Origin of the sequence: Hymenobacter bucti, from assembly GCF_042681145.1 — a bacterium.
Lineage (GTDB): Bacteria > Bacteroidota > Bacteroidia > Cytophagales > Hymenobacteraceae > Hymenobacter > Hymenobacter bucti.
Map to the genome: position 1 here is coordinate 710,658 of NZ_JBHUFD010000005.1, position 11,351 is coordinate 722,008.

The 11,351-nt window shown below is 63.5% G+C and carries 9 protein-coding genes; 7 read left to right on the plus strand and 2 right to left on the minus strand.

Annotation, left to right across the window (positions count from 1 at the left end; translation table 11 throughout):
• Positions 1-556: 556 nt before the first annotated feature.
• Complete coding sequence (locus tag ACFSDX_RS15025; protein WP_382314931.1) at positions 557-883, minus strand: histidine phosphatase family protein; 327 nt, start codon at positions 881-883, stop codon at positions 557-559.
• A complete protein-coding gene (locus ACFSDX_RS15030) occupies positions 807-2,015 on the minus strand; it encodes an MFS transporter (protein ID WP_382314933.1) in 1,209 nt (402 codons plus the stop codon). The genes ACFSDX_RS15025 and ACFSDX_RS15030 overlap by 77 nt, the downstream gene beginning before the upstream one ends.
• A 550-nt stretch (positions 2,016-2,565) precedes the next feature.
• Between ACFSDX_RS15030 and ACFSDX_RS15035 the strand changes: the two genes are divergently transcribed.
• The 7 genes from ACFSDX_RS15035 to ACFSDX_RS15065 all read left to right on the plus strand — a co-directional run bounded on the left by ACFSDX_RS15035 (position 2,566) and on the right by ACFSDX_RS15065 (position 11,284).
• Positions 2,566-3,831, plus strand: coding sequence for an inositol-3-phosphate synthase (locus ACFSDX_RS15035; protein WP_382314935.1), 1,266 nt, complete (start codon positions 2,566-2,568; stop codon positions 3,829-3,831).
• 3 nt (positions 3,832-3,834) lie between these two features.
• Entirely contained in the window at positions 3,835-4,788 is a 954-nt protein-coding gene (locus tag ACFSDX_RS15040; RefSeq protein WP_382314937.1) for an HD domain-containing protein, read from the plus strand.
• Between the two features lie 17 nt (positions 4,789-4,805).
• On the plus strand, positions 4,806-5,840 hold the full coding sequence (locus ACFSDX_RS15045) for a Gfo/Idh/MocA family protein (RefSeq protein ID WP_382314939.1): 1,035 nt from the start codon (positions 4,806-4,808) through the stop codon (positions 5,838-5,840).
• A 176-nt stretch (positions 5,841-6,016) separates the two neighbouring features.
• Positions 6,017-8,344 carry a YcaO-like family protein gene (locus ACFSDX_RS15050; protein WP_382314941.1) on the plus strand — a complete coding sequence of 776 codons (2,328 nt, stop codon included), beginning with the start codon at positions 6,017-6,019 and terminating at the stop codon, positions 8,342-8,344.
• Positions 8,337-9,218, plus strand: a complete 882-nt coding sequence (locus ACFSDX_RS15055; protein ID WP_382314943.1) for a sugar phosphate isomerase/epimerase family protein — start codon at positions 8,337-8,339, stop codon at positions 9,216-9,218. Before ACFSDX_RS15050 ends, ACFSDX_RS15055 begins: the two co-directional genes overlap by 8 nt.
• A complete protein-coding gene (locus tag ACFSDX_RS15060; protein WP_382314945.1) occupies positions 9,215-10,456 on the plus strand; it encodes a glycosyltransferase family 4 protein in 1,242 nt (413 codons plus the stop codon). Before ACFSDX_RS15055 ends, ACFSDX_RS15060 begins: the two co-directional genes overlap by 4 nt.
• 51 nt (positions 10,457-10,507) lie before the next feature.
• On the plus strand, positions 10,508-11,284 hold the full coding sequence (locus ACFSDX_RS15065) for a PIG-L deacetylase family protein (RefSeq protein WP_382314946.1): 777 nt from the start codon (positions 10,508-10,510) through the stop codon (positions 11,282-11,284).
• Positions 11,285-11,351: the final 67 nt, after the last annotated feature.

Here is an 11,351-nt window from a genome sequence, read left to right on the forward strand (position 1 = left end):
TCTATTACAAAAACGTCTGTTCTTGCTTGGCTGCGCTCGCAAGGACAGACGTTTTTAGACTGTTCCGATTTAACTCAAAACAGGTTCTTAACCAGCCGCGAGGCCCGCGGCGCCGCGCAAGAACTGCTGCTGTTACTGCCCCCCGGCGGCACTGTCTGTCGGCCTGCCCGCCAATCCGCTAGTCGCAAATGTGGCTCAGGTCTACAAACGCCTAGCGGCAGACATCCGCCACAACGCCCAAACGACGCCTTCTTTTACGGATGCGGTGGTGCGGCATCAGTTGCGGAATACGATAGAGCAGCCAGCCCAACGTGCTACCTAATGGAAAAAGGAAGTGTCCAAGCTCACACTCTAGGTTACAGAATTCAGCTGCGAGCTTCTTACGGGGTTGCTACTGAACAAATTAACCCTACAAACCGGCGATAAGGTAACTTCTCCTAGGTCGTTATACCGGTTACGAGCGTTTGTCGAATGAACTAGGTAGCTCCGCGACTATGAGCCTCTACCGGGGTATCTAGTTCTGTATGTGGAGGTTTCACAGATGCAAATAGCGTATTTAATCTACCGGGCTCTGAATACTCATTCGGCAAATAGCCAAGCACTTGGGCGACGGCCAACTACTTCCTTGGCTAGGCTTAGCTAACTCCCGGCGCGCGTGCTTAAAGCGGAGCTTGGTTACCGAGGCGTAGTCCATTTGCAGCTGAAGAGCGTTGCGTAGTGGCATTTCCAGGCAGTGGCACACCAGCGCCCGAATGGTACCACCATGCGTGAAAACCAAAGTGGGTTGCTGCGCAGCTATGGCTGTTCTAAACCGGTAATCGTAGGCGCATGGCCAAGATGGCCAGCGCCGCCATGCAGGCCGCAAACCAATAAAAAGGGGCATTGAGCGCTATCAAAGACAAGCCGCCGTAGGCTAGCGTGGTAACCAGGCTGGCGAGCCCGGCCAGCGCCTGCGTAAGCCCAAACAGCTCGCCCCGACTTTTTTCATCAGAGAGCTGGGCCAGCAAACCATTCAGCAGGCCCGCAATGAGGGAGGCAGACAGCGCATCGGCCGCGGCCGCGATGTAGAGCAGGGGTAGCGAGCTGTGCACGTTGGCGTAAGTGAGGTGCAGGGCCACGCCTATCCAAGCGGCCCCAATCAGGACCCAGCGCTTGTTGAGCCGGTCAACCAGGTACTTGAAATACAGAAAGTTGCTGAGGGCGCACAAGCCGCCGAAAAAGGCGAAGAAATACGAAATCTGGGTGGCGTCGAGCTTGAGCTGCCCTAGGCCCACGTACGGAATGAAGTAGTTTAGATACCCCTGGTTGAGCGTGAGCAACAAGGTGAGCAGCGTGATGGGCGTGAGGCCGGGGCGGGCCCGGTCAAAATCCTGCAAGCGCTGCCACAGCTGGCGAATATTCAGGCTGCGCTTTAGCTCTTGGCGTAGCTGGCCAGTGTCGAAAGCCTTGGTTTCCTTGGCCGTCTCTTTAAAAAAGAACGACAGCCCGATATTGAGTACGGAGAGCCCCAGCACGGCCACGATTACCCACCGGGTCTGCTGCCCCTTGGGTGGCCCCAGCCACAGCACGGCACTCGCCACCAGCGGCCCCAGCACACCGCCCAGCGACTGGAACGTGCTTACTAAGCCCGTGGTCTTCACCACCTCCGAGGGCTCCGACACGTCGGCCACGGCCGAGCGCATGAGCGAGTACAGCCCGTTGGTGAAACCGTCGCTGAGGCGATTAACAAAGAACAAAACGGTGCGCACTGGCAGCAGAAACAGATTGGCTACCAGCGTGCCTACCGCCGACACCAGCACTACCGGCCGCCGGCCTACCTGGTCGGATAGGGTGCCCAGCAGCGGGGCCGCAACCAGTTGGATGCCTAGAAAAAGGGCGGTGCCCAACGTCAGCCAAAGCTGCGGCTGGCTCAGCCCCTGCACGAACTGCGGCAGCACTGGCCCCAGCGCCGAGCCCAGAATAACGTCGAGCAATACGATAGCATAGATTAGCAGCAGGCGGGGATTAGAGAACATATGGAGGATAATCGCTGAGAGAGGGGCATTCGGCCGCGCTTCCACCAGCCGCAGTTAGTTGAGTGGCTTCGTGGCCCGGCGCGCCGGGGGCTTTGCTAGAGTTGCTGCTGGTCGAGGTGCAGGGGCTGGAGTTATTCGCTCGCTTGCGTCCATCCTGGTAAATAAATCACTGGCGCAATACCTAGTAGATAGCTGGTGGTTAGGTACTCGGCGGAGGCATGGTCAAATGGAGGAAGGGCGTCCTACGGTTTTTAACTCGTGCTACTGTAATGGGCAAGCCAGTATGCCTCAGGCTAACAAGGCACTATGCACTATCTAATCATACTAGTTGAGATTAAGGAATTGATACCAGCATCATAAATGAAGCATTGTTAGCTTTATACAGAAAGTATTGCTAAAACACTTCGCTTGAAAAACTGTTCATAGGCAAGTAATACATCGCTTACCCACCCAGTCAGTTTTACCCCCTTTTATGTCAGAAAATTTTTCAACTACGGATTCTAATTCTACTGCGCTTAGCACAGAGTCACAGCAAACCACCCGTTTAGGTGTGGCCATTGTTGGGCTAGGTGGCGCGGTAGCCACCACCGCCGTGGCGGGCGTGGCCCTGCTGCGCGCCGGAGCCATGGACACCACCGGCCTGCCGCTGGCCAACCTGCCCGAGCAGCTCACCGACCAGCTGGTGCGCTACGAAAACCTGGTGTTCGGCGGCTGGGACCTCAGCCCCGACGACCTAGCCGCCGCCGCCCGCCACCACGGCGTGCTGGAGCGCCACCAAATGGCCGATGTAGAAGCTGAACTGAGCGCCATTCAGCCGTGGCCCGCCGTGGGCAACGTGCGCTTTTGCCGCAACGTAACCGGCCAGCACTTGCTCAAAGTAGCCTCGCACGCCGCCGCGGTAGAAGCTATGCGGGCGGACTTGCAGCGCTTTCGCCAGGAGCAAAACCTGGACCGGGTGGTCGTCATTAACCTAGCTTCGACCGAGGCCATGCCTGACTTGTCGCTGCCGCTGTTTGCCACGCCCGAGGCCTTCGAGGCCGCCGTGCAGGCTGATGATGAGCACATTCCGCCGGCCATGCTCTACGCCTACGCCGCCATTCTGGAAGGCGTGCCTTACGTGAACTTCACGCCTTCGTGCGCGGCCGATGCCCCGGCTTTGCTGCGTTTGGCTGAGGAGCGCGGCGTGCCCGTATCGGGCAAGGACGGCAAGACCGGCCAGACCTTTATCAAGACCGTAATAGCCCCGGCCCTGCACGCCCGCAATCTGCACATCGACGGCTGGTTCTCAACCAACATCCTGGGCAACCGCGACGGCCTGGCGCTGGACCACGCCGACTCGCTGGCCTCGAAAATCACGACCAAGGGCTCGGTGCTCGACCAGATAGTGGGCTACAAAGTGGACAACCACGTGGTGCACATCCACTACTACAAGCCCCGCGGCGACAACAAAGAAGCCTGGGACAACATCGACGTAGCCGGCTTTATGGGCCAGAAAATGCAGCTCAAGGTCAACTTCCTCTGCCGCGATTCCATTCTGGCCGCCCCGCTCGCGCTGGAGCTGGCCCGCCTCGCCGACCTGGCCAAGCGCCGCAACGAAGGCGGCGTAACGCCGGCCCTAGGGGTATTCTTCAAGTCGCCGATGGTGGCCCACCCCCACGAGGTACCCATCCACAGCTTCGAGCAGCAGCAGGCAGTGCTCCTCAACTGGCTGGCCGTTGGCGTGCAAGGCCCGCAGCCGCAGCCCGTGGTAGAAGTTGCCAAAGGCGTGTTGGCGCCCGTGTTTGTTTCGGACGTCTCGGATGATTTGGCGGTCTAGCTAGTGCTGGCTTCTGTAAATACCAGCGCCCCGGCTAGGCCCGAGGCGCTGGTTGAGCTGGCGACGGTGCTGCCGCTGCTGCGCGAGCTCAACGACCTGAAGCGCGTGCGGGTAGCCGGCCGCGCGGATTCGCTGGCCGAGCAGCTGTTTGGCCGCGCCTGGGCCGCGCTGGTAGCGGGCGAAGCGCCCGCCACGGTCGCGCTGCAGGAAACGGCCCACGCCCTAGTTGGCGTGCGCCTACCCGGCTACGATGTGGCGCTACTCGGCTCGCTGGGCCTAGCGGAAACTGAGGCTGCCCAGGTGCTGCAACAAGCGCTGCGCGATGCCGGGCGGCCGCTGGCTACCGATTTGGTAACGCAGCTAACCCAGGCCGCGAGCGCTTCGGCTGGCCCGGTCGCTGGCCAGCAGCCGGCGTTTGTGGCGCAGCTGGCGCAGCAGCCGCGGGCGGGGGCTACCCATCCCGGCCGGCCGCGCATCATGCTCTGGCCGCCCGAAAGCCACGCCGACCACTGCGCCATGGTGGCCGTTTATGCGGTGCTGCTCAGCCCGTATTTTGGGGCTGACCCGGGCGAAGCATTTCTAACCGGTCTGGCCCACCACCTGCACAATGCGGCGCTACCCGACCCCGGCTACGCGGGCGACGAGCTCCTAGGTAGTCATCTGCCGGGCCTGATGGCCCAGGCCACGCAGCAGGCCATGCAGCAGCTGCCGGCTGACTTACAGCCAGTGGTAGCGGCGGCCCTCGACCGCACCCGCGTGGTGGATACGCCGGCCGCCCGCGCCTTCCACGCCGCCGACGTACTCGACCGGGTATTAGAAATGGCCTGGCACAACCAGAGCGCCCGCTTCCGGCTGCACCAGGCGCTGGACGATTTAAACATCGTGCACGCGGGCTTCACCCAGCAGTTTCACCAGCAGGTGCTCACGGCGGCCGGGCTGCTTCCTATCGAGCGATAACTCTCTTTTTAGCATTTATGCCCGAAAATCAACCCGCTGTATCGTGGGGCATTGTTGGCTGCGGCTGGGTGGCGCGCGACTACGTGGCCCCGGCCATCGCAGCCTCCGGCAACGGCCGCCTGGTCGCGCTCTGCGACCTGAGTGAGGCCGCTTTGACCGCCGTGCAGCCCGCCGATGCTACCCTGCTGCGCACCACCAACCTGGCCGAGTTTCTGCAAACGCCCGGCTTGCAGGCCGTGTACGTGGCCACGCCCAACGCCCACCACGCCCGCATTGCGCAGGCGTTGGCCGCCGCCGGGCTGCCGGTGCTCTGCGAAAAGCCCCTGGCCCGCACCGCCACCGAGGCGGCCGGCATGGTGAGTGCGGCCGAAGCAGCTGGTGCGCTCCTAGCCACGGCCTTCGACCAGCGCTTTCACCCGGCACACGTGCGCTTGCGCGAATTAATTCGGGACGGCTCCCTAGGTCGCGTGACCTGCGTGCGTATTCACTACGCCTGCTGGACGCCCGCCGATTGGGCCCCCGACACCGACCAGGGCACGTACCAAAACTGGCGCATCTCGGCCGAAGAAGCGGGCGGCGGAGCCATGATTGACCTCGCCCCCCACGGCCTCGACCTAGTGCAAACCCTGCTCGATGAGCCACTCACGACCATAGCAGCCCTCACCCAGCAGCGCATTCACGACTACCCCGTCGATGACGGAGCGGTGCTCATTGGCCAAACGGCTAGTGGCGTACTGCTCTCGCAGGCCGTGGCCTACAACTGCCCCGACCAGTTCCCGCGCCGCTCCCTCGAAGTGATTGGCGACCTAGGCCGGGCGCTGGCCACGAACACGATGGGCCAGACGCCCGGCGGCTCGCTCACCCTGACCCGGCCCGACGGCTCGGTGGAGGACATTGCTTTTGATAAAGAGGCCTCGCCCTTTCAGCGCCAAGTGGAGGCCTTTGCCGAAGCTGTGCGTAGTGAGCAGCCATTTCCATTCCCGCCCGCCCGCGACCTGCACACCATGCGATTGCTTGACCAGGCGGCTCGTAGCGTGGACGCTACGTTTTAGACTCGTTCCTAAATTACAAAGACTTGTAAGAACGAGTCATGCTGAACACAGTGAAGCATCTCTACCGCTTCATCTGAGCCATTCAACGAAGCGGTAGAGATGCTTCACTGTGTCCAGCATGACTCGTTTTTATCTTTTCTTGATTTAGAACGAGTATTTCCCTAAACTCCCCTTAAATGCCTCACTACGTTTGCGAAAACTGCGGCTTCTGGCAGCAATACTTCGCGCCGGGCCCGCCCGACTGCCCGGTGTGCCGCGACTACCGCCACCCGCTACCGCCGGCCGGCTGGCAGTTTAGCACGCCGGCCGAGGTGGGCGCGCGGCTCACTACGCAGTGGGCCGAAGTGCTGCCCGGCATCTGGCAGTTTTGGAACGAGCCGCAGGTGGGTATCGGGCCGCGTGGCTACCTGATTGTAGACGCTGAGCACGGCAACGTGGCCTTCGAGGGTGCTGGCTACTACGATGCGGCGGCGCTAGATTTTATCCGCTCGCTGGGCGGTATTCGCTACTTGTCAGCTTCGCACTGCCACGTATTTGGGGCGCTATGGCAGCTAGTGGAGGCCTTCACGCCCGAGGTAGTGATGCAGCAGGATGAATTGCCTTTTTGCCAGGCGTTTCGGGTGAGCTGGCCCTACGAAGACCGCGCTGAATTGCACCCTAGGGCCGTGCTCTACCACACCGGCCGCCACACGCCGGGCCACGCTGTGCTGCATCTGTCCGCCCGCCGCCTGCTGTGCTGCGGCGATGCGCTCAAGTTCAAGCTCGACGCCCAAGGCCACGCTACCCACATCAGTACCCACCGCGCCTACGACGCCCACATTCCCCTCTCTCACGGCGACGTGCGCCACTACCAGGCCGTGCTGCTGCCGCTGGATTTTGACGGCGTGCTCACACCCTGGGAGCCCGTGGCCAGCGGTGGTAAAGCGGCTGCCCAGCAGCTATTTGCCGCGCAGCTAGCTGGCCGGCCGTTCGCCGATTTTTTGCCAATAACTTCTTCTATCATGTCCCAATCGCTACCCGACCCCGCCCCCGTAGCCCTCTATAAAAGTGCCCTGCCCACCGAGCCAGTGTACGAGATTCCGCTCACTAGCCTCGACTACCTAGGCGTGCCCGTGTGGAGCCTGGCCCAGTGGCTGCCCGGTGGCATGAGCACCGGCACCGGCTACGGCGCTACCGATGGGCTGGCGCGGGTTGGGGCCTATGGCGAAATCACGGAGGAAACCTTCGTGAATTTGTACCTCACCCAGATGCCGCGCCGCCGCGCTTCCTACCGGCAGCTGCAAGCTGAAGGGGTAGCCTGCCTCGACCCGCTGCGCGACCGGCTGCCGGCCGGCACGGCCTACACGCCCGATACCGAGCTGGTCTGGACGCAGGCGCACACCTACCCAGCCAACGAAACCATCTGGGTACCCATCGAAACGGCGGCCACCTGGCCCGGCGACTGGCACGGGCAAGAGCAGCACGACTGGCTCTACACGCCCATCACCAACGGCATGGGCGCGGGCGAGTCGCTGGAGCGCGCCCTCTCGCACGGCCTACTGGAACTGTTGCAACGCGATGGCAACGCCATCAGCTACCGCGCCCTCGACCAGGGCGTGCGCATCGAGCTGGACGACGTGCAGGACCCCGCCACCCGCGAGCTGCTGCGCCAGTACGACGAAGCCGGGCTGGAAATTCAGGTGAAGCTGGCTTCGACTGACTTCGGCATCACCAGCCTGTACGTAGTTGGCTACGAGCGTGATATCAATAAAGTGCCGCACGCACTGATGCTCACCGGCTGCGGCGAGGCGGCCCACCCCGACCGCGAAGTAGCCCTGGCCAAAGCCCTGCGCGAGTACGCCTCCAGCCGCGTGCGCAAACGCTTCGAGCACGGCGATATGGCGTGGCTCGAAACCGTGGCGCCCGGCTACCTAGCCAAAGTGCGGCACGACCCGCCCGTGCTGGCCCACCAGGAGCCCCGCGCCGCCGAGGCCATGCGCCAGTGGCTGGCGTTGAGCCCGGCCGAGCTGTTTGCGCGGCTTGAAAATTCCATCTTCAGCGTGCAGCACACGGTGAAGTTTTCGGAGCTACCCACCGTGCCGCTCAACTCCCTAGCTACCCCTGCCGACTTGCTGCGCGTGGTGCACGAGCGCCTGGCGGCGGCAGGCTTATCCATTTACTACGTGGAGTTTACCAACCCCGATAGCCCGGTGCGCACCCTCAAAGCCATCGTGCCCGAGCTGGAAGTAGAAACCATGACCTACGACCGCATCGGCCGCCGCAACCTCACCAAGCTACTGGCCCGGCAGAGCCCGCTGGTGGGCCTGGGCACGCCGCCGCCCGGTGCCCAGCGCGTGCCCCTGCCCGCTGCTGACGAAGCCACCCTAGGTGGGCCGGCCTGGTTTAACACGCAGCTGGCCCGCGAACAAGTAGGCGAGCTATACGCCCTCTACCGCGAGCCCGAGCGCCACGTGTATTATTTCAGCGACTCCGAAGCGGCCCCTACCCCCACCACCCATGTCTAATTCGCTGCCCGACGCATCCGTGGCTGCCCCCCGGCTGCGCTACGCATACAATACCAATGGTGCCAGCAACCACCGCCTTGATGATGCGCTGCTACTCATCGCCGAAGCGGGCTACGACGGCGTGGCCCTCACTATCGACCACCACCACCACGACCCGTTTGCCCCCGATTTTACGGGCCGCAACACGCGTTTGGCTAATCAGCTGCGCGAGCTGAACCTAGGGCTGGTTATCGAAACTGGTGCCCGCTACCTACTCGACCCACGCCAAAAGCATGAGCCGACGCTGCTCGCGCCCAGCGCCACTGGCCGGGCGCGGCGGGTAGAATTCCTCACCCGCTGCCTCGACGTGTGCGCCGCCTGCCAGGGCGAAACGGTGTCATTTTGGGCCGGCGTGCCGCAACCGGGCGTGGAAAAACCTCAGGCCTGGGACTGGTTGCTCGAAGGCGTGCACCAGGTAGAAGCTGCCGCCCGCGAGCGCGGCGTAATCGCCTCCTTGGAGCCCGAGCCGGGCATGCTTGTCGAAACCGTGGACGACTACCTACGTGTGCAAGCCGCGGTGCCCAGCCTGCGCCTGGCCCTCGATACCGGCCACCTACTCGTAACGGGCGAGCGCGAGCCGGCTGCGGCCGTGCGCGAGTTTGCTGCGCAAATCGGCACGGTAGCGCTAGAGGACATGCGCCGCGGCGTCCATGAGCACCTGCCTTTTGGTGAGGGTGATATGGACGTGCCGACCGTGCTACAAGCATTGCACGCTATCCGCTTTTCGGGGCTGGTTTGCGTCGAAATGTCGCGCGAGTCGCCCCGCGCCCACCTAATGATACCGCAATCCCTGGCCTACCTGCGCCAGGCCGAGCGCCAACTACTACCCGCATGAGAGTCTGCTTTATTTCCCGGCGCTACTTCCCGGCCATTTCAGGCATGAGCGTGTACGCGCAAAACCTACTGCGTGAGCTAGTTGCCCTAGGTCACGACGTCACGATGGTGTCGCAGTACCGGGGCGATGCCCTGGGGCGCGGCGTGTACGGCGGCGGCCCGCCGCCGCCGGTGCCGGGCGTGCGCGTAGTGGGCCTGGAAGCGCACGGCGAGCAAAACGGCGGCCGGTTTGAGGATGATATTCAAACCATTATCGAGACCGTGGAGCGCCTGCACGCCGAGCAGCCCTTCGACCTGCTGCACGCTCAGTACGGCTACCCGCCCGGCCTGGCCGCGCTGCGGCTGAGCCGCCGCCTAGGTATCCCCAACGTGGTCAGCATCCAAGGAGGCGACGGGCACTGGGTGGGGGTCGATTGCTGCGGCACGCACCAGCGCGCCATTCGCATGGTACTTGACCACGCGGGCGCCGTACTCATTGGCTGCCAAAGTTTTGCGCAGGAAGTTGTCGACCACCACGGCACCGACCCAGCGCGTTTCACCATCGTGCCCGGCGCCGTGGAGGTGAGCCGCTTTCAGCCCCGCGCTGGCTGGCAGCCGGGGCAGTGGGCCAACGCTGCCCACCCCACGCTGCTCTACCACGGCCGCGTAGACCGGCGCAAGGGCGTGCTCGATTTGCTCGATGCCTTTGCCCAACTCGCCCCCGCCCGTCCGGCGCTGCGCCTGCTCATCTCTGGCATCGGCCCCGACCTGGAGGAAGTGCGCCGCCGCGTGGCCGTAGCGCCCTGGCGCGCGCAAGTCGAGCTGGCCGGCTACGTCGAATACGACGACGTGCCGCAGGTATACCACCGGGCCGACATCTTCGTGTCGCCGACCTACGCCGAAGGTTTTTCTAATACCATCCTCGAAGCCATGGCCAGCGGCCTGCCCTGCGTGGCCGCCGAGGCCGTGGGCGTGGTCGATTGCCTGCGCCACGACGACAACGGCCTGCTGATGCCGCCCGGCGACGTGCCCGCCCTCACCACCGCCCTATGTCGCATCCTCGACGACGAGACACTGCGCGCCCGCCTCGCCGAAACCGCCCTGCGCGAGGTGCGCACTACCTACGCCTGGCCCATCATCGGCCGCCAGATTGATGGCATCTACCAGCAGCTGGCCGGCACCGCGCCGGACTTGGATTGGGCCGAGGACCTGGCCGCGCCGGAGCCCTGCCGTTACCGCGATGCGCCGCATTTGCTGTAGGCAACTCTCTTCTCGCGCCAAGCCCCTTGACTCGCTTAAAACCCTTATTTCATGCCCGTTGCCCTATTCGTTTCGCCGCACCTCGATGATGTGGCTTTTTCCTGCGGGGGCACGTTTGCCACGCTCGCGCAAGCTGGCTGGCAGTGCGTGCTGCTCACGGTATTCACGCGCTCGGTGCCCCACCCGACGGGCTTTGCCCTGGCCTGCCAGACTGACAAGGGCCTAGGGCCGGAAATTGATTACCTGGCCCTGCGCCGGGCCGAAGACACCGCCGCCGCCCAATACCTAGGCGCCGCCACCGTGCGCTGGCTCGACCTGCCCGAAGCCCCGCACCGCGGCTACCACAGCCCCGCCGCGCTGTTTGCCGATTTACTACCCGCCGACGATATCGGCCCGGCGCTAACAGCGTTGCTGGCCACCGCAGTAGCTGAAACCTCGCCGCAGCTAGTTTTTGCCCCGCAGGGCCTAGGCCTGCACGTCGACCACCGGCAGGTAATGCATGCGGTGCGGGCCGTAGTGCCGCCCACGGTACCGGTGCTTTGGTACCGCGATACGCCCTACATCATCCGGCAGCCCGCTGCGCTGCCTGCCCCAGAGCTACCCGCCGGCCTCGCCGAGGTGGCGCTCCCACTAAGCGAGGCGGCGCTGGCGGCCAAAGTAGCTGCTTCGCAAGCCTACCCCTCGCAAATTGGCTTTCAATTTGGTAGCGCTGAGCAAGTGCGCGTCAAGCTCACGCAGCTGGCCGGTACGGAGGCGCAAGCAGCAAACGCAGGAGCACCTGCGGCCGAGCGTTTTGCCGCACAAGCGGGGTATGTTTTCTCAATCTAATGCGTAAGTAATTGGCCCAGGAGCAGCCCAGCGAGGTATGGTGGCTGTTGCAGCGCTCGGTACGAGA

What these genes read in the sequence shown, in the direction of transcription:
- ACFSDX_RS15060 (WP_382314945.1), top strand. Translation starts at nt 9,215, where the DNA reads ATGAGAGTCTGCTTTATTTCCCGGCGCTACTTCCCGGCCATTTCAGGC.
- ACFSDX_RS15025 (WP_382314931.1), bottom strand. Translation starts at nt 883, where the DNA reads ATGCCCCTTTTTATTGGTTTGCGGCCTGCATGGCGGCGCTGGCCATCT.
- ACFSDX_RS15045 (WP_382314939.1), top strand. Translation starts at nt 4,806, where the DNA reads ATGCCCGAAAATCAACCCGCTGTATCGTGGGGCATTGTTGGCTGCGGC.
- ACFSDX_RS15055 (WP_382314943.1), top strand. Translation starts at nt 8,337, where the DNA reads ATGTCTAATTCGCTGCCCGACGCATCCGTGGCTGCCCCCCGGCTGCGC.
- ACFSDX_RS15030 (WP_382314933.1), bottom strand. Translation starts at nt 2,015, where the DNA reads ATGTTCTCTAATCCCCGCCTGCTGCTAATCTATGCTATCGTATTGCTC.
- ACFSDX_RS15050 (WP_382314941.1), top strand. Translation starts at nt 6,017, where the DNA reads ATGCCTCACTACGTTTGCGAAAACTGCGGCTTCTGGCAGCAATACTTC.
- ACFSDX_RS15065 (WP_382314946.1), top strand. Translation starts at nt 10,508, where the DNA reads ATGCCCGTTGCCCTATTCGTTTCGCCGCACCTCGATGATGTGGCTTTT.